16 protein-coding genes and 1 tRNA gene are annotated in these 16,437 nt (G+C 71.6%); 10 read left to right on the top strand and 7 right to left on the bottom strand.

What is annotated here, in order from left to right:
• Positions 1-31 precede the first annotated feature (31 nt).
• The 3 genes from HNQ09_RS13595 to HNQ09_RS13585 are packed head-to-tail and all read left to right on the top strand — an operon-like array spanning position 32 to position 2,517.
• On the top strand, positions 32-676 hold the full coding sequence (locus HNQ09_RS13595; RefSeq protein WP_184030328.1) for a cyclase family protein: 645 nt from the start codon (positions 32-34) through the stop codon (positions 674-676).
• Positions 673-1,854 (top strand): kynureninase, encoded by a 1,182-nt coding sequence (kynU, locus tag HNQ09_RS13590; RefSeq protein ID WP_184030326.1) that lies wholly within the window; start codon positions 673-675, stop codon positions 1,852-1,854. Before HNQ09_RS13595 ends, kynU begins: the two co-directional genes overlap by 4 nt.
• A 42-nt stretch (positions 1,855-1,896) precedes the next feature.
• Positions 1,897-2,517, top strand: coding sequence for a LysE family translocator (locus HNQ09_RS13585; protein ID WP_184030323.1), 621 nt, complete (start codon positions 1,897-1,899; stop codon positions 2,515-2,517).
• 270 nt (positions 2,518-2,787) lie between these two features.
• On the opposite strand, the gene HNQ09_RS13580 is transcribed toward HNQ09_RS13585, so the two are convergent.
• Both HNQ09_RS13580 and HNQ09_RS13575 read right to left on the bottom strand, forming a co-directional pair.
• Positions 2,788-3,252 (bottom strand): acyl-CoA thioesterase, encoded by a 465-nt coding sequence (locus HNQ09_RS13580; protein ID WP_184030320.1) that lies wholly within the window; start codon positions 3,250-3,252, stop codon positions 2,788-2,790.
• Entirely contained in the window at positions 3,249-3,584 is a 336-nt protein-coding gene (locus HNQ09_RS13575) for a 4a-hydroxytetrahydrobiopterin dehydratase (RefSeq protein WP_184030317.1), read from the bottom strand. Before HNQ09_RS13575 ends, HNQ09_RS13580 begins: the two co-directional genes overlap by 4 nt.
• A gap of 150 nt (positions 3,585-3,734) precedes the next feature.
• Between HNQ09_RS13575 and HNQ09_RS19190 the strand changes: the two genes are divergently transcribed.
• The 4 genes from HNQ09_RS19190 (at position 3,735) to mutL (ending at position 9,015) form a co-directional block, all read left to right on the top strand.
• Positions 3,735-3,857: a hypothetical protein gene (locus HNQ09_RS19190; RefSeq protein WP_281378328.1), complete on the top strand. Its 123-nt coding sequence runs from the start codon at positions 3,735-3,737 to the stop codon at positions 3,855-3,857.
• Positions 3,858-3,916: 59 nt separating this feature from the next.
• The gene (locus HNQ09_RS13570; RefSeq protein WP_184030314.1) at positions 3,917-4,702 is read left to right on the top strand and encodes a hypothetical protein; all 786 of its coding nucleotides are present in this window, start codon (positions 3,917-3,919) and stop codon (positions 4,700-4,702) included.
• 114 nt (positions 4,703-4,816) lie between these two features.
• A complete protein-coding gene (gene mutS / locus HNQ09_RS13565; protein WP_184030311.1) occupies positions 4,817-7,363 on the top strand; it encodes a DNA mismatch repair protein MutS in 2,547 nt (848 codons plus the stop codon).
• Positions 7,360-9,015 carry a DNA mismatch repair endonuclease MutL gene (gene mutL, locus HNQ09_RS13560; protein ID WP_184030308.1) on the top strand — a complete coding sequence of 552 codons (1,656 nt, stop codon included), beginning with the start codon at positions 7,360-7,362 and terminating at the stop codon, positions 9,013-9,015. The genes mutS and mutL overlap by 4 nt, the downstream gene beginning before the upstream one ends.
• A gap of 3 nt (positions 9,016-9,018) precedes the next feature.
• Here mutL and HNQ09_RS13555 read toward each other — a convergent pair whose 3' ends face one another.
• Both HNQ09_RS13555 and HNQ09_RS13550 read right to left on the bottom strand, forming a co-directional pair.
• The gene (locus HNQ09_RS13555) at positions 9,019-10,257 is read right to left on the bottom strand and encodes a hypothetical protein (RefSeq protein ID WP_184030305.1); all 1,239 of its coding nucleotides are present in this window, start codon (positions 10,255-10,257) and stop codon (positions 9,019-9,021) included.
• Positions 10,254-10,799, bottom strand: a complete 546-nt coding sequence (locus HNQ09_RS13550) for a flavin reductase family protein (protein WP_184030303.1) — start codon at positions 10,797-10,799, stop codon at positions 10,254-10,256. The genes HNQ09_RS13555 and HNQ09_RS13550 overlap by 4 nt, the downstream gene beginning before the upstream one ends.
• A gap of 50 nt (positions 10,800-10,849) precedes the next feature.
• On the opposite strand from HNQ09_RS13550, the gene gltX reads away from it, so the two are divergent.
• The gene (gene gltX / locus HNQ09_RS13545) at positions 10,850-12,286 is read left to right on the top strand and encodes a glutamate--tRNA ligase (RefSeq protein ID WP_184030301.1); all 1,437 of its coding nucleotides are present in this window, start codon (positions 10,850-10,852) and stop codon (positions 12,284-12,286) included.
• 88 nt (positions 12,287-12,374) lie between these two features.
• Here the strand turns inward: gltX and HNQ09_RS13540 are convergent, their stop codons facing one another.
• Positions 12,375-13,505, bottom strand: a complete 1,131-nt coding sequence (locus HNQ09_RS13540; RefSeq protein ID WP_184030299.1) for a WD40 repeat domain-containing protein — start codon at positions 13,503-13,505, stop codon at positions 12,375-12,377.
• Between the two features lie 101 nt (positions 13,506-13,606).
• Here HNQ09_RS13540 and HNQ09_RS13535 point away from each other — a divergent pair, with 101 nt between their 5' ends.
• Together HNQ09_RS13535 and HNQ09_RS13530 are read left to right on the top strand one after the other, a co-directional pair.
• Positions 13,607-14,026: a cobalamin B12-binding domain-containing protein gene (locus HNQ09_RS13535; RefSeq protein ID WP_184030297.1), complete on the top strand. Its 420-nt coding sequence runs from the start codon at positions 13,607-13,609 to the stop codon at positions 14,024-14,026.
• 45 nt (positions 14,027-14,071) lie between these two features.
• Positions 14,072-15,268, top strand: coding sequence for an MFS transporter (locus HNQ09_RS13530; RefSeq protein WP_343057817.1), 1,197 nt, complete (start codon positions 14,072-14,074; stop codon positions 15,266-15,268).
• Between the two features lie 3 nt (positions 15,269-15,271).
• Here HNQ09_RS13530 and HNQ09_RS13525 read toward each other — a convergent pair whose 3' ends face one another.
• Positions 15,272-15,679 carry a hypothetical protein gene (locus HNQ09_RS13525; protein ID WP_184030296.1) on the bottom strand — a complete coding sequence of 136 codons (408 nt, stop codon included), beginning with the start codon at positions 15,677-15,679 and terminating at the stop codon, positions 15,272-15,274.
• A gap of 95 nt (positions 15,680-15,774) precedes the next feature.
• Positions 15,775-15,864, bottom strand: a tRNA-Ser gene (locus HNQ09_RS13520).
• Positions 15,865-16,437: the final 573 nt, after the last annotated feature.

Here is a 16,437-nt window from a genome sequence, read left to right as displayed (position 1 = left end):
CGGGCCGCCGGGAGCTGCTAGCCTCTTGGCCATGATCGACATCTCACGGCCCCTCACGCCGGGGCACCCGACCTGGCCGGGCGACGCGCCTTTCCGGCTGGAGGCGGGTGGGCGCATCGCCCGGGGCGACAGCGTGAACACGGGCGAGCTGCGAACCAGCACCCACACCGGCACCCACGTGGACGCCCCCTGGCACTACGCGGACGCCGCCCCCCGGCTGGGCGAGGTCGGCCTGGAGGTGTACCTGGGCCGCTGCCGGGTGCTGAGGGTGGAGGCGCCCGCCGGGCTGGTCGGCCCGGACGCGCTGGCCCCGCTGCCCGGCACGCTGCCGCCCCGGCTGCTGCTGCACACCGGCCAGCCTGCCCACTGGGCCGAGTTTCCTGCGGCGTTCGCCGCGCTGGACCCCGCCTTCGTGCGCGAGGCGGCGCGGCGCGGCGTCCGGCTGATCGGCACCGACAGTCCCAGCGTGGACCCGCTGACCAGCAAGACGCTGGACGCCCACCACGCCTGCCTGGGGGCCGGAATCCTCATTCTGGAGGGCCTGAACCTCTCGGCCGTCCCGGACGGCGAGTACGACCTCGTCTGCCTGCCGCTGCCGCTGGTGGAGGCGGACGGCGCCCCTGCCCGCGCGGTGCTGCTGCCCGCCGGAACGTTGCCCACAGGAGACCCAGCATGAGACGTGACCTCTTTGCCATGCCGCCCGGCATCTACCTCGACGGCAACAGCCTGGGCGTGATGCCGCACGCGGCCAGGGAGGCGGTGCTGCGCCGCCTGGACGAGTGGCAGACGCAGGCCGTGAGCGGCTGGGAGCACTGGTTCGGGCTGGCCGAGAGCCTCTCGCCGGGGGTCGCGCGGCTGGTCGGGGCGCAGCCGCACGAGGTGATCGCCACCGGGAGCATCACCGCCAACCTGCACGCCCTGCTCGCCACGCTGTACCGGCCGCGAGGCGAGCGGCGTCACCTCGTCGCCACCGCGCTGGACTTTCCCTCCGACGTGTACGCGCTGCAAAGCTGGGCCGAGCGCTACGGGGCCGAGCTGCGGCTGGTAGGGAGCCGCGACGGCCACACCCTGCACCCGGACGACCTGCGGGCCGCCTTCCGGGAGGACGTGGCGCTGGCGCTGCTGCCCACGGTGCTGTACCGCTCGGGGCAACTGCTGGACGTGCCCGGCCTCACGCGCGAGGCCCACGCGCGCGGCCTGCTGATCGGCTGGGACGCCGCGCACAGCGTGGGCAGCGTGCCGCACGCGCTGCACGGGGACGGGGCCGATTTCGCGGTGTGGTGCCACTACAAGTACGTGAACGCGGGACCGGGCGCCCCCGGCGGCCTCTTCCTGCACGAGCGGCATCACGGCCGCACGCCCGGCCTGCGCGGCTGGTGGGGCCACGCCAAGGAGACCCAGTTCGAGATGGCCCACGAGTTCCGCCCGGCGCCCGGAGCGGGCGGCCACCAGCTGGGCACGCCGCCGATCCTGGCCCTGGCGGGGCTGGAGGGGGCACTGAGCGTCTTCGGCACCCTGGAGATGGGCGAGGTGCGCGCCCGCAGCCTTCAGCTCACCGACCACCTGCTCGCGCTGGTCGACGCGCAGGTGCCGGAGCTGAGGGTGGTCACGCCCCGCGCCCACGCCGAGCGCGGCGGGCACGTGGCCCTGGCCCACCCGCAGGCCCACGCGCTGAGCCTCGCGCTGCGGGAGCGCGGCATCGTCCCCGATTTCCGTCAGCCCGACATCCTGCGCCTCGCCCCGGTGGCGCTCTACAACACCGGGGCCGAGCTGGAGGAAACGGTGCGGGTGCTGCGCGAGTTGCTCGATACGGGCATCCACACCGCGCCCACGGCGGCGGGTCTGGTGACCTGAGCCAGCCACGCCCGCGCGTCCCGGCACCCGCTACGCTGGGGCATGGACGGCTCCCTGCTGGGCTTCGTGGTGTTCTCGCTGCTGCTGACGCTCACGCCGGGGGCCGACACGGCGCTGGTGACCCGGGCCGCCCTGGCCGGGGGGCGCCCGGCAGGCTTCGGCGCGGTGCTGGGCGTATCCAGCGGCCTGCTGTTCCACGCCGCACTCAGCGCCCTGGGCCTCAGCGTGATTCTGGCCCGCAGCGCCGCCCTGTACGAGGCGGTCAAGCTGGCGGGCGCCGCCTACCTGCTGTATCTGGGTGTGCGCGCCTGGCTGGACGCGCGCCACACGGCGCAGGCCACAGCGGAGGCGGTCCGGCCTTCCCTGGGGTTCGGGGCCGCGCTCGGGCAGGGGCTGACCACCAACGTCTTGAATCCCAAGGTCGCGCTCTTTTACCTCACGGTGCTGCCGCAGTTCGTGCCGCCGGGACCGGGGGCACTGGGGCACGCGCTGGGGCTGGCGCTGATTCATTTCTCGTGGGGGGTGTTGTGGCTGGGAACGCTGGTGCTGCTGATCGGCACGCTGGCGCCCCGGTTGCGTGCGCCCCGGGTGCGGGCCGGGCTGGAGCGGGTGACGGGCGGGGCGATGGTGTTGCTGGGGCTTCGGGTGGCGTTGGGGCGGTAGGGGCAGGTTGGAGTCGGGGAAGCTCATCGCTGCGCTCGGCAAGGGCAGACGGGCGGCGCTGGTGGGCGTGGTTCTCAGCCGGAACGTTTGATCTTGGTGCGGTCACGCTGCTTTCACCCAGGGAGCGGCGCGAGCAGGGCGGGGGGAAGGCGGTGCGGGAACAGCTCACTCGCACCTGTGCGGCGTCCGCTGTGCCTGTCGTTGGAAAGCTTTAGCTTCTGCTCTTCTCTCCCGGCTCAGGGGGGAGCGGCTCCCGCCTCCTTCCCACCCTCAGAACCCGAACGCCTCCAGCACCTCGCGCGGGGTGCGCTTGGGCCGTCCGGTCACGGGGTCCACCCAGACCCACTCGGTCTGGCACTCGGCCAGGCGTTCGCCGTCCGCGCCGTCTGGGGTGGCGCGGTCGAGGGTATAGGCGCGGATGCTGCGGACACCCGCGCTGACGGTCAGGGCGGTGCGGATGCGGACCGGGTCGCCCAGCAGCGCAGGCTTGTGGTAGGTGATGATGTGCTGCCGGGCAACCGGCACGGCGCCCAGCTTGATCAGGGCGGCGGTGCCCATCCCCTGCCGCAGCGCGTGGGCACGGGCCACCTGCTCGCACCAGGCCAGATACACGGTGTTGTTGACGTGGTGCAGGTCGTCGAGGTCGCCGGGCTGCACGGTCAGGGTCAGCTCGTGCTTGCGCTCGGGCGCCAGGGCACTCCACAGCACGTCGGCGTCGGGAATCCGGAGCTTCAAGGCTGCGCGTCCCCCCCGGACTGCCCGCCCAGCAGGGCATTGACCGCCTGCGCCCCCTCCAGGTCGAGGTCCGTGACGCCGCCCACGCTGTGGGTGAAGAAATTCAGCCGCACCCGCCGGTAATAGATATGGATGTCGGGATGGTGGTCCCGCGCCTCGGCCAGCGCCGCGACCCGCACCGCGAAGTCCACGCCCTCCTGATAGCTGCCGAACTTGAATTCCCGGAACAGCTTGCCGTCGTCGCCCCACCAGCCTTCCGGTTTGCGCTCCTGCACGTCGCCGTCGGTCAGTTTGCGGGCGGGGTCGTAGCCCATGCGCGGGTCGTAGGTCATGCGGCCATGCTACGGGAGGCCCCGGCGCACGCCGCCCCAGGCGGAACGCGGTGCAGCGCCCCCATGGCCCCCCGTCAGGTGTATGCGATTTCTCACATCTTTAACAAGTCTTCAGTTAAGATCAGCCCCACATCAGAAACGAGGTTCCTCATGCGTGTCTTTTTGATCCGGCTGCTGACCCGCCGTTCCCCGGCCCGCCCCTCGCCCGCGCGCCCCGCGCCCCCCGCCATCACCGACCTTGACCTGCTGCGCGCTCTGGGGTGCGACGAATAGGGGAAGGCTGGGCAAATCTGCTTGCGATGCTTCCTGGCCGGGGCTACGGTGAAGGGGTCATGAAAAACATTGCCCTGTTGACGCTGACGTGCTCCGGCCTGCTCCTCGCCTCCTGTGACCGCAATCCGCGTCCCAGCGACGTGACCGCTGTATCGGGTGTTTTGAAGGAGCCGACCTTCAACGAGAGCACCCTGACGTTTGGAACCCAGGCCTGGACGGGCGGCGCGGGAACCCTGATTGCGGAGGAGTTCGGTGGTAAGGAACTCGCCCGCACCTCGCTGGCGGCAGACGGCAGCTTCAACCTGCCGCTTCCGCAGACGGTGGCTCCCGAGTTGCTGACCTCGCTGGACGTGAGCGATCTGAACCCGGTCGAGGGCTGCACCGGCACGGTCACGAGCAGCGGCCAGGCGAACGGAACGGGTCTGGACCTGCGCGTCGATGCCGCCAAGGACGGCGAGGTCGCTCCGGCGGCGTTCCGGTTCAACAAGGACAGTGCCGGAAATTACACCAGCCTGACGGTGACGGCGGGTGTGCTCGTCTACGTCGACCGCGCCGTGACCATCAAGGGCACCCAGACCTGCACCGTGGAGGGCACCAGCGCCAGCCTGAATGTGGACTGGCAGCTCCGGCAGGGCTGGAACAAGACCACCATCGCGCTCGACCTCAAGCTGACTGAGGACATGTTCGTTGGCGGCGTCAACCTCGGGAGCGGCAGCTTCCCGGCCGACTGGCTGTACCTGGGGGAGACGGATGTGGCCTCTCCGCTGGGCGCAGCGAGCCTGAAAGCGGCGGGCCTGAACCTCACCGACCTCAAGGCACGCTTTCAACTCCCCTTCTTCCGCTAAGCCCTCGCTCCCCCAACCGCTCCGCCTCCACGCGGGGCGGTTTTCGTTGTCCCAGTCCCTCAATTGCAACTCCTATTCCGTCCACAACAGAACGGCGTGCGCTATTCTCCGCCCATGCCGGTGGGAGTGCCGCAGAGCGTGCTGAAGGGAACGGGATCGGGGGTGCTGCCGCCGATGCTGGAGCAGTATGTGGCGCTGCGCGACCTGCATCCGGATTTTCTGCTGCTGTTTCAGTGCGGCGACTTTTACGAGACCTTCGGGGAGGACGCCGAGCGGGCCGCGCGGCTGCTGGGCATCGCGCTGACGCACAAGAGCAGCAAGGACTTTTCCACGCCGATGGCCGGGGTGCCGATTCGCACGCTGGACAGCAACGTCGAGCGGCTGCTCGCGGCGGGCGTGCGGGTGGCGGTGGCCGACCAGATCGAGGAACCCGGCTCGGGGCTGGTGGACCGCAAGGTCACGCAACTGCTCACGCCGGGCACGGTGACCGAAGAGCGGCTGCTCACCGCCGACGAGAACTACCTCGGCGCGGTGGCGACCGGCGACGGCTACGCGCTGGCGCTGCTCGACGTGTCCACCGGAGAGTTCCGCTGCGCCGCGTTTCATACCCGCACGGCGCTCTACGACGAACTCGCCCGGCACCGGGCGCGTGAGGTGCTGCTGGCTCCCGAACTTGCCGGAAACGCCGCGTTGCTGGCGGATTTCCAGACCCGCTTTCCGGTGATGCTCTCGCCCGCCAACTTCGGGGAGGAGGCGGCGCGGGCCGAACTGGGCGAGGTGCTGGGCGAGGTGCCGGGGTCGCTGGGGTCCTCGGCCCTGGTGCGGGCCTGCGGGGCGGTGCTGGGCTACGCGCGGCTCACCCAGCAGGGGCGGCTGGAGATGGTGCGCCGGGTCGTGCGTTTCGAGCCGGGGGCGCATATGCGCCTCAGCGAGGCGGCGGTGCGGGCGCTGGAGGTCTTCGCGGCCCAGTCGCCGCAGGGCGTGACCCTGATGGACGTGCTGAATGAAACGCGCACGGCGGGCGGGCGGCGGCGGCTGCGGGCCTGGCTGCGCGCGCCGCTGCTGGACGAACTCAGCATCCGCTCGCGGCTGGACGCGGTAGAGACCCTCACCCGCGCCGCCGACCTGCGCGGGGCGGTGCGGGCGCTGCTGTACCGCGCGCACGACCTCGAACGCCTCGCTGCGCGGGTGGCGACCCGCCGGGCCACCCCACGCGAGGTCGCTTCGCTGGCGCGCACGCTGGAACTGCTGCCCGAAGCGACCCGGCTGCTGGACGGGCACGACGGCCTGCTGGCGGGGGTCCGCGCCCGGCTGGGCGCGCTGCCCGACGTGGTGACCCTGATCCGCGCCGCGCTGGTGGACGACCCGCCCATCCGCGCGGGCGAGGGCGGCCTGATCCGCGACGGCTTCCACGCGGAACTCGACACCCTGCGCGAGGGCGCCCTGGGCCACCGCGCCTGGTTGGCCGAACTGGAAACCAGCGAGCGCGGGCGCACCGGGATTGGCAGCCTGAAGGTGGGGTTCAACAACGTCTTCGGCTATTACCTGGAGGTGACCGGCGCGCACCTGGGCAAGGTGCCTGCCGACTACCGCCAGATCGCCACCCTGAAAGACCGTGCCCGCTTCACCCGCCCGGACCTGCGCGACCGCGAGCGCGAGATCGCCCGGCTGGAGACGGCGGCGGGGCGGCTGGAGCTGGAGGTCTTTACCGAGCTGCGCGACGGCCTCGCGGCCCACGCCGAGGCGCTGGGCGAGGCGGCGGGAGCGCTCTCGGACCTCGACGTGCTGACCGCCCTGGCCGAGATCGCGGTGGAGTGCGGCTGGGTGCGGCCCCAGACCGTGTCCGGTGGCGCGCGGCTCTCGCAGGCCCGCCACCCGGTCGTCGAGCGGGCGACCGGCGGACGCTTCGTGCCCAACGACGCCGAGCTGGGGCCGACGCGGCACACTCTGCTGCTCACCGGGCCGAACATGGCGGGCAAGAGCACCTACCTGCGCACGGTGGCCCTCTGTGCCCTGCTGCACCAGGTCGGGTCCTTCGTGCCTGCCGACCACGCCGAGCTGCCCGTCTACGACGCGATTCATACCCGCATCGGCGCCAGCGACGACCTCGCGGGGGGCCGCAGCACCTTCATGGTCGAGATGAGCGAACTGGCGGCCATCCTGCACGGGGCCACCCACCGCAGCCTGGTGATTCTGGACGAGGTGGGGCGCGGCACCTCGACCCTCGACGGCCTCGCCATCGCGCAGTCGGCGCTGGAGCACCTGCACGCCACGGGGGCGCACACCCTCTTCGCCACCCACTACTTCGAGCTGACCCGGCTGGAGGCCGACCACCCCGGCCTGGTGAACCTGCACGTCGCCGCCGAGGAGGACGAGACGGCGCACGGGGGCGCGGGCGGCCTGACCTTTTACCACCAGGTCATTCCCGGCGCGGCCCGCCAGAGCTACGGGGTGGAGGTCGCGCGGTTGGCGGGGCTGCCCGCACCCGTCACCACCCGCGCGGCCCGGCTGCTGACCGCCCTGAACGCGGGGGGCGACGACCGCAAGCTGACCCGCGAACTCGCCGCGCTGGACCTGGGGCGCCTGACGCCGATGCAGGCGCTGGAGCTGCTGCACAAGTGGCAGGGGGAGGCCCGGGGTGGGGGAGGGACGGAGGCGTGACCATCCGCGTCCTGCCTCCCCACGTCGCGCGGCTGATCGCGGCGGGCGAGGTCGTGTCGCGCCCGCTCGACGTGGTGCGCGAACTCGTGGAAAACGCGCTGGACGCCGGAGCCACCCGCATCGAGGTCGAGGTGGAGGGCGGCGGCCTCGCGCTGGTGGCGGTGCGCGACAACGGGGCGGGGATCGCGGCGGACGCGGTGGCCCTCGCCCCGGTGCGGCACGCGACGAGCAAGCTCGAACCCACGGCGGGGGCGGTGGAGCGCGTCTCTACCCTGGGTTTCCGCGGCGAGGCGCTGTGGGCGGCGGCGCAGGCGGGCGAGCTGCATCTGGTGACCCGCCCGGCGGCGCAGGTCGGGGCGGCGGAGGTGCGGGCCTCGGGCGAGGACGTGACCGTGCGGCGGACCTCGGCCCCGGCGGGTACGGCCGTCACGGTGCGAGACCTCTTCGCCCGGCTGCCCGCCCGCCTCCGCACCCAGGCGCCCCCCGCCGCCGAGGTCCGCGAGATCACGGCGCTGGTGGGCCGCTACGTGCTGCACCATCCGGGCCTGCACTGGCGGCTGACGGTGGACGGTGATCCCCGCCTGACCCACGCGCCCGCCGACCACCGGGGCGCGGTGGCGAGCGTGTACGGCCCACTGAGCGCGAACCGGGTACTCCGGGTGGACGGCGAAGGCGTGCGCGGCGTCGTCTCGCGCCCCGAGCTGACCCGCGCCCGGCGCGACCGGATGCACTTCAGCGTGAACGGGCGGCCGGTGCTGGCGCCCCCGGAACTCGAACGGGCGGTGATCGAGGGCTTCGCGGAGTTGCTGCCCTCCGGCGTGGCCCCGCTGTGCGTCCTCGACCTGACGGTGGCCCCCGAAGACCACAACCCCAACGTCCACCCCGCCAAGCAGGTCGTGGCGCTGGCCGACCTGCCCGGCGTGGCGGCCCGCGTGCAGGGGGCGGTCGCCTCGGCCCTGGCCGCGCACCCGCTGGCCCGCGCCGCGCCCGCCCTGATCGCCCCGCCCGAACCGCAGACGGCGCCCGAGCGCGGCGGTTTCCCGGTTCTCACCCTGGTCGGCGTGTACCAGGCCCTTTACCTGCTGGCCCAGGGGGAGGGCGACCTGTGGGTGGTGGACGCGCACGCCGCGCACGAGCGCGCGCTCTACGAGCACTTCACCCGGTCGCTGGGCGCTGAGCCTCCCGTCGAGCTGCCCGAGCCGGAACTGCTGCACCTCACCCCCGAGCAGGTCGCCCGGCTGCACGAACGCGGCGCCGAGCTGCGCGGCTGGGGCCTGGGCATCGAGGACTTCGGCGCGGGGCTGGCCCGGCTGCGGACCCTGCCTGCCACGCTCGCCGCGCTGCCGGTGCCCCGCTTGCACGAGCAGATCGTGGAAGCGGCGCTGGGCGGCAGCCCTGACCCCCGCCGCGACGTGCTCGCCCGGCTGGCCTGCGCCCCCGCCCTCAAGGCCGGGATGCTCGACGCGGACAGGGGAGAGGCCGTGCTGGCCGCCCTGGCGGGATGCGAGCAGCCCTGGGCCTGCCCCCACGGCCGCCCGACCACCCTGCGCCTCTCCGAGCGCGACCTCGCCCACGCTTTCGGGCGGCGGGGGGTGCGGGACGTGGCGCGGGGGCGGGACGAGGTGCCGGGCGGCAGGAGCGGCGGGCGGTAAGGGTCAGGCCAGCCGGGCGAGTTCCCGCACGGCCTGTTTCAAGTAAAAGGGCGTGTACTCGGGGCGCCATCCCGGCACCGTGCCTTCCCACCCCCGGAATTGCGCGTCGTAGACGGCGGCGCGGTGCAGCAGGGCCAGGGGCAGAGTCTTCAACAGCAGTCGGTCGGCGCCGGGGCAGCCCAGGGCGTTCACGTAAGCCGCTGCCAGCCGGGCTTCCAGATCGGCCTGGGCCAGCCTGACGGGCAGCTTTGCCCGCGCCGGGTGCAGCGTAAAGGCCAGGAACCACCCCGCGTCCATGAAGGGGTGCGCCGCACTCGCCGCCTCGCTCAGGTCGAACCAGACGCTGCCGCGCGGGCCATGCAGGGCGTTGCGGGGATGGGCGTCCCCGTGGGCGGGCAGGTCCGGCAGACCCAGCGCCCCGAGGTCCCGGAAGGCCGACCGGACGGCGGGCCGCGCTTCTTCCAGCGTTCCGATGTGCTCAGGCCCCAGCCCCCAGGTCTCCAGGGCCGCCCGGTCGCCCAGCAGAGTGTCCACTCGCCCGGTCACCTCGTCGAGCGGCCAGGCGGGGCAACCGAGCCTGGCGAGGGCGGTGGCGTCGGCCCCCGTCTGCAACCGGGCGAGGCGTTCCAGGGCCTGTTCCCAGGCGGTCAGTTCGGCCACGCCGTCCAGCAGCTTGCCCCCCGAGGCGCTCACCAGCAGCCCCGCCCCGGGATCGGCCCACAGCAGCGGCGGAAGGAGGTCCGGCAGCGTCTGGGCGAGCCGCGCCGTCACCGCCGCCTCGCGCCCAGTTTCGCTGGCCTTGAGGTACACGGCGCCCCTCTCCGTCTGCGCCCGCACCACGGCGACGAGATCGTGATGGTGGACGGGGTCCAGCCTGCCGGTGCGGCGGAGGCCCACCTGTTCCAGCGCCGTTTCCAGCACCGAAGCGGCCCGCTGCGGCCACCCGGGGCGCTGCCACGCCCTCGCGCCTGCCAGGGGGCTGAGGTCGGCCTGGCCCCACCCGAACCCCCCCGGCGCCTGATCCCCAAGCGCCTGAAGCTGTGCCGCGCCTTCCCGGCCCATCGCCCGCCCGCCGTCGTGCAGCAACCAGCTCTCCAGCCCCCAGGCGGCGCGCAGGCTGGCGGTCAGGTCCGCGTCCGCAGCCAGCTCCACCTGCGGCAATGCACCGTCCCGCAGCAGCACCCGTAAGCCGTCGGGATGCCACAGCGCCACCCGAAGCGCCGCAGACCTGCCGCCGGTCATGCGAAGTCCTCGGGCGGGTAGACCGCTCTCCCCGGGGCCGTCGTCACGTACGCGCTGCGGCCCAGGTACACGGCCGCCTCGCCCGCGAACAGCCCGGAGTCGTCGTACATCGCCGGGTCGTACCGCACCCCCGTCACCCGCCCCACGAAGAGGTCATGGTCGCCCGTCGGCACCACCTCCACCACCTCGCAGGTGTAGTGCAGGTAAGCCCCGGCGAGGGCCAGCCCTGCGTCCGGCAACACTGCCAAACCCAGCCGCGCGAACTTGTCTCCACCGTCGTGCAGGCTCAGCACGCCCGCCCCCTGCACGGCCCGCGCCGCCGCGAAGGGCAGGAAGTTCACGCCGAAGCGTCCACTCTCCACGATCAGCGGATGGGTCGCGCGTTCTCGCCCCACCGCCACCCCGTACAGCGGCGGCTCGGCACTCAAGGCGGTGTGCCACCCCACGCTGAGCACATTGCGCGTGTCCGTGTGCTCGGCGGTCACGAGGGCGACGGTGCCGGGGTAGTAGCCGAAAAAACGGGTGGTCTGGGCCGAGAGCATGGCCCCGAGGATAGGGCGCCCCGCCCCCAGGCCCGTATCCTGTGCCTGATATGCCTGTCGTCACCCGCATCGCCCCCAGCCCCACCGGAGACCCGCACGTCGGGACCGCCTACATCGGCCTCTTCAACCACACCCTCGCCGCGCAGGCCCGGCAAAGGGAGGGAGAAGGCCGCTTCATCCTGCGCATCGAGGACACCGACCGGGGCCGCTACGTCGCGGACAGCGAAACGCGCATCTTCCAGATGATGCAGTGGCTGGGCCTGACCCCCGACGAATCGCCCCTGCAAGGCGGCCCGGGCGGTCCCTACCGCCAGAGCGAGCGCACGGGGCTGTACGGCGACCACGCCCGGCAACTCGTCGCCTCCGGCCACGCCTACTACGCCTTCGAGACGCCTGAGGAACTGACGGCCCTGCGCGAGCAGGCGCAAAGTGAAGGCCGCGTGATCGCCGTGCCCAGCCGCGACCTCGATCCCGCCGCCGCGCAGGCCCGGGTGGACGCGGGCGAGGCCGCCGTGGTCCGCCTGAAGGTGCCGCGCGAGGGCGAGACCGTCGTGAACGACCGCCTCCGCAGGCCCATCGCCTTCCAGAACCGCGAGATCGACGACAAGGTGCTGCTCAAGGCCGACGGCTTCCCGACCTACCACCTCGCCAACGTGGTGGACGACCGCCTGATGGAAGTCACCCACGTCGTCCGCGCCGAGGAATGGATCACCTCCACGCCCATCCACGTGCTGCTGTACCAGGCCTTCGGCTGGCCCGAACCCGTCTGGGCGCATATGCCCCTGCTGCGCAACGCCGATCGCAGCAAGATCAGCAAGCGCAAGAACCCCACCTCGGCCGAGTGGTACATGAACCAGGGCTTTTTGCCCGAAGCGATGCTCAACTTCCTCGCCACGATGGGCTGGACGCACCCGGACGGCGTGGAAATCTTTGACCTGGCCGAATTCCAGCGTGTCTTCCGGCTGGAGGACGTGACCCTGGGCGGCCCGGTCTTCAGCCTCGACAAGCTCAAGTGGATGAACGGCAAGTACCTGCGGGAAGTGTTGAGCGAGGAGGAGGTCGCGCGGCGCCTGCACGCCTACCTCGCCTCGCAGAAGCGCGAGCTGCCGCTGGACGGCTACTTCCGCGCCGTGGTCCGCATGATGATCCCGCGCATGGACGTCTTTTCCGAGTTCCTGGACAAGACGCCCTACTTCTGGTCCGAGGACTACCCGGTGAACGAGAAGGCGCAAAAACTGATCGAGGAGGGCCGCCCCTTTCTGCCCGACCTCGCCGCGCGGCTGAAGAACCTGCCCGCCTTCGACCAGGCCACGACCGACGCGGCCCTGCGCGCCTTTGCAGAGGAACGCGGCCTCAAGCCCGGCAAGGTGATGCAGCCCCTGCGCGCGGCCCTGGCGGGCACCAGCGAAAGCCCCGGCATGTTCGAGATGCTCGAAGCGCTGGGCCGTGAGCGCGTGGTGGCGCGGGTGGAGCGCGCGGCGCGGTAGGGGCGTGTGGCCCGTCGCTGGTGGCGTGGAGAGGGGCGGAAGCTCAGGCCAGCGCCCCAGCCTCCACAGGCCACGGGCCACACGCCCTCTATTGCTCAGGCAGCGCGTACACGTTCAGGCGACCGTCGCCCGAGGCCACCGCCAAACGGTTCCCCTCACGGTTGACGGCGAGGGAAGGCCACAGGCCGGGCTTGTTGGGAAAGGCCGTGAGCGGCTCCAGCGCCTGCGAGGGCTGCTTCAGGTCCAGGCGGGCCAGCCGTCCATCGGTCCAGGCCGCGTACAGCACGTTCCGGGGTGCGATCACCACGTCCGTGACCTGCACACCGGGGCCGGGGGTCCCAAGTTGCGCGACCCGCTGACCGCTCGCCAGGTTCCAGACCGCCACGCCCGCGCTGTCCTCGTCCGCCACCACGAAGCGCCCGTCCGGGCTGAAGGTGGGGGCGTCGGCATATTCGTACCTACCCGCCCGCCTCAGGCTCCGCAGTCCTCCGGCGGCGACGTTCCAGACCCGCACTTCGCGGTCGCAGGAGAAGGCGAGGTGGGTGCTGTCGGCGTTCCATGTCGCCCCGGTCGGCCAGGGTCCCGGCCCGCGCATACAGTCGGTGGGCTGCGGCGGCAGAGCCTTCAGGCGGCTCGAAAGGTCGGTGGCCCACACCTCCACCCGGCGGCCCTCCCCGACCGTCACCACCGAGCGCCCGTCCGGGCTGACGTGCTGGCTGAGAAACTTTCCCGGAACGGCTCGCAGCAGCCTGCCTGTCTGCGCGTCCCAGCGGCGCAGGCCCGTCTGGTCGGCGGTCAGCAGGAAGCGGCCATCCGGCGTGAAGCCGATGTCGAAGATGAACGAGGTGTCCTGACCGCAATCCAGAACCCGTGTGAGGGCACCCTCCAACGCCGCGATCTTCCGGCCCGCCGTCACGTCCCATACGGCGACCTGACAGCGGTCAAAGTCGAGTTGCGCGGCCAGCACCCGGCCTCCGGGCGTCACGAGGGGCGAACGCAGTTTGCTGTTGCCGGAGAACTTCACCGTGCGGGGTGAACCCTGCCGGGGTACCAGCACGGCCGCCGCGCCGTCGTCATCCACCGCCACGGCGCGCTGACGGTCCACATGGATAGCCCACCGGGCATTCGGATGGTTCAGCGTCTGCATGGGGGTCGGGAGGGAGGCGGCGGCCTGGGCGGCACTTGCCAGAGTCAGACCCAGAAGGAGCGGGCGGCGCATCCTCCCAGTCTGAACCCCTCCAGTGACCGCCGCCTGAAGATTCCTGCGCGCGGCAGGCGGCTACAATGCGCTCTGAGAGCAGGTCCCAGGAGGAACTCAGCATGGAAGATCGCCGCATCAGGGTCCTGATTGCCAAGCCCGGCATGGACGGCCACGACCGGGGCGCCAAGGTGGTGGCCCGCGCCCTGCGCGACGCCGGAATGGAAGTGGTGTACACCGGCCTGCGCCAGACCGCCGAGATGATCGTGAACGCCGCCATTCAGGAGGACGTGGACGCCATCGGCCTCTCGGTGCTGTCGGGCGCCCACATGCACTATTTCCGCGAGGTGTCCGCGTTGCTCAGAGAGCGCGGCGCCGAGGACATCATCCTCTTCGGCGGGGGCATCATTCCCGATCAGGACCTGCCCAAGCTCGAAGAACTCGGCGTGGGCAAGGTCTTTACCCCCGGCGCCAGCACCCAGGACGCCGCCGCCTACCTGAAGACCGCCGTGGCCCAGCGCTGGGCGGCCCAGGGCACCTGAAGCGCTCCCCGTGAACCCCAGAGACCGCATGAGCACCGAAGTCCAGTGAGCGCCGAGACGCGGCCCGTCCCGGCTGTTCCCACGTCGGCGGCCCTGCCGCTGGGGCGGCTCGCCCCGCTGTACGGCGCGCAGGCCCTCGCCACGGGCGCGACCACCGTCAGCACCGTTCTCGCCAGCCTGATTATGAGTGGCCTGGGCCGCGAGAGCCTCGTCGGGCTGCCCAGCACCCTGATCAGCGCGGCGGCGGCCCTCTCGGCGGGGTTCTTCGGGGCGCTGATGCTGCGCCTGGGCCGCCGGACGGGGCTGGGGCTGGCCTTTATGCTGGGGGCGGTGGGGGCCGGGCTGGGCTTCCTGGGGGCGCGGGCCGGGGCGGTGCCGCTCTTCTTGCTGGGCGCGGCCCTGGTCGGGGCGGCGCAGGGCGGCTACCAGCAGGCGCGGTACGCCGCCGCCGAAAGCGTCCCCGAGGGGCGGCGCGGCACCGCCCTGGGCCTCCTGATGCTGACCAGCGTGCTGGGGTCCTTTGTGATCACCGGCTTTTCCGGCGCGGTCGAGGGCCTGGGCAACCGCCTGGGCACCACCGCCGAGGTCGCCGGGTGGCTGGTGGGCGCGGGGTTGCTGGCCCTGGCGGCGCTGCTGATCGGCGTCTGGAGGCCGCTGCGTGCCCCGGTCGGGGCCGGGGAGACGATCACGGCCCCCCGCCTCTCCGTCCGGCAGGCCTTTGGGGTGCCGGGGGTGCGCTCGACCGCCCTGGCCCTCGCCACCGCGCAGGGGCTGATGGTCACGCTGATGAGCCTCACGCCGCTGCGTGCTCACCACGCGGGCATGGACCACGGCAGCGTGGCCGCGCTGATCTCGGGCCACGTGGCAGGCATGTTCGCCTTCGGGTGGGTGACCGGCCCGCTGATCGACCGCCTGGGCCTGCGCTTCGGCTACGTGGGCGGCGCGGGGCTGCTGCTGGCCGCCGCCCTGACCGCGCCGCTGCCGGGAACCGCGTGGTTGGGGGTCAGCATGTTCCTGTTGGGCCTGGGGTGGAACCTCGCCTTCGTGGCCGGAAGCAAGGCCCTGGCCCGCCACCCCGCCGCGCAGGGCGTCACCGACGGTCTGGGGTACGTGGCCGCCGGACTGGGCACGCTGCTGGGCGGTGTGGTGATCGCGCGGGCGGGTTTTCCGGTGCTCGCTTATGCCTGCGCCGCCTTCGCCCTGCTGCCGCTGCTGAGCGCGTGGCGGGTGCGGCGGGCCTGAACGTCAGCCCAGGACCGCGTCCAGCAGCACGCTGAGAATCACCCCGGCCCAGGGCAGCCCCAGCAGCAGGAAAGCGGGCGGCCACAGCAGCACCCCGGCGGTGGGCCGTCCGCCGCGTTCCCGGCGGGTCAGCCGGGCGGCGGGCAGGTAGAGCGCCCCGCTGAGCGCCAGCCCCAGCAGCAGCGGCGTGGTGTCCACCGCCCAGCCGCGTCCGCCCAGGGCCGCGTCCAGCAGGGGCAGCACCAGGGGCACGCAGGCCGCCGCCGTCGCCAGCCAGGTCACGGCCCGCCAGCCCGCCGAGCGCCGCCCCGTGCGCTGGCATTCCCCCAGGGCAGCCAGACCCGCCGTCCCGAAGGCCAGCAGCAGCGGCAGGGGCAGCCACAGCAGCAGGGTCAGCAGCGCGTCGGCCATGCTCCAGCGTAACGGTACGGGCCGCGCTCGGCGGGGAGCAGCGGTGCGGGCAACGAAAAAGGCCGCAACCAGCGGCTGCGGCTCAGTCTCTCAGTTGGCGGAACGGGAGAGATTCGAACTCTCGGTACGGTTGCCCGTACACACGCTTTCCAGGCGTGCCCCTTCAACCACTCGGGCACCGTTCCAGCGGTAGGCAGAGTAGCGGATGAGGAGAGGGAGCGCAAGGGGTGAGGAGCAAAGGCGTTTGACTGCACTAATAGTGTCTCATCCCTATGGAAGCATAGAGTGATCCGGCTTCTGTCCTGTGGCTAAGAAGATTTCATCTAAAGGTGTTTAGGCTATTGACATCAAGGATTGCACGTCTAATTGACCTGTAGTCATCCTGAGGCACCTCGGTGAATTTCTCGTTGTCGTTTTCGCCAGTGTCGAATAGTCCTTTAGGAGCGTTGCTAGTATTGAGCAACTCAACATAACAACCGTAGTCGATTTTGAATACAGTGAACCTTTCACCAGGATTATCTTTGGATGAAACACTCCGTTTTAAGACGTGTAGCACTCGGGCGTCGTAGAGAAAATTCAAGAAAGAATTTGAATTTGCTTCTCGTTGAGGAACCAGGAACGCTCTGGCCTTTCGCGCCCCAATTACCTCATCTACTATATAACACGCCGTTTAGGGGTCGGGACAGCCGCCCTGGGTGACGGCCACAACGCATAAAAATGGAGTCGGTATGGCTAGATACCGACTCCATCACAGTTTA

The sequence above is a fragment of the Deinococcus budaensis genome (genome assembly GCF_014201885.1).
Taxonomy (GTDB): Bacteria; Deinococcota; Deinococci; order Deinococcales; family Deinococcaceae; genus Deinococcus; species Deinococcus budaensis.
This window is presented reverse-complemented; position numbering and strand designations above follow the sequence as displayed.

What these genes read in the sequence shown, in the direction of transcription:
- HNQ09_RS13595 (WP_184030328.1), top strand. Translation starts at nt 32, where the DNA reads ATGATCGACATCTCACGGCCCCTCACGCCGGGGCACCCGACCTGGCCG.
- kynU (WP_184030326.1), top strand. Translation starts at nt 673, where the DNA reads ATGAGACGTGACCTCTTTGCCATGCCGCCCGGCATCTACCTCGACGGC.
- HNQ09_RS13585 (WP_184030323.1), top strand. Translation starts at nt 1,897, where the DNA reads ATGGACGGCTCCCTGCTGGGCTTCGTGGTGTTCTCGCTGCTGCTGACG.
- HNQ09_RS13575 (WP_184030317.1), bottom strand. Translation starts at nt 3,584, where the DNA reads ATGACCTACGACCCGCGCATGGGCTACGACCCCGCCCGCAAACTGACC.
- HNQ09_RS19190 (WP_281378328.1), top strand. Translation starts at nt 3,735, where the DNA reads ATGCGTGTCTTTTTGATCCGGCTGCTGACCCGCCGTTCCCCGGCCCGC.
- HNQ09_RS13570 (WP_184030314.1), top strand. Translation starts at nt 3,917, where the DNA reads ATGAAAAACATTGCCCTGTTGACGCTGACGTGCTCCGGCCTGCTCCTC.
- mutS (WP_184030311.1), top strand. Translation starts at nt 4,817, where the DNA reads ATGCCGGTGGGAGTGCCGCAGAGCGTGCTGAAGGGAACGGGATCGGGG.
- HNQ09_RS13555 (WP_184030305.1), bottom strand. Translation starts at nt 10,257, where the DNA reads ATGACCGGCGGCAGGTCTGCGGCGCTTCGGGTGGCGCTGTGGCATCCC.
- HNQ09_RS13550 (WP_184030303.1), bottom strand. Translation starts at nt 10,799, where the DNA reads ATGCTCTCGGCCCAGACCACCCGTTTTTTCGGCTACTACCCCGGCACC.
- gltX (WP_184030301.1), top strand. Translation starts at nt 10,850, where the DNA reads ATGCCTGTCGTCACCCGCATCGCCCCCAGCCCCACCGGAGACCCGCAC.
- HNQ09_RS13540 (WP_184030299.1), bottom strand. Translation starts at nt 13,505, where the DNA reads ATGCGCCGCCCGCTCCTTCTGGGTCTGACTCTGGCAAGTGCCGCCCAG.
- HNQ09_RS13535 (WP_184030297.1), top strand. Translation starts at nt 13,607, where the DNA reads ATGGAAGATCGCCGCATCAGGGTCCTGATTGCCAAGCCCGGCATGGAC.
- HNQ09_RS13525 (WP_184030296.1), bottom strand. Translation starts at nt 15,679, where the DNA reads ATGGCCGACGCGCTGCTGACCCTGCTGCTGTGGCTGCCCCTGCCGCTG.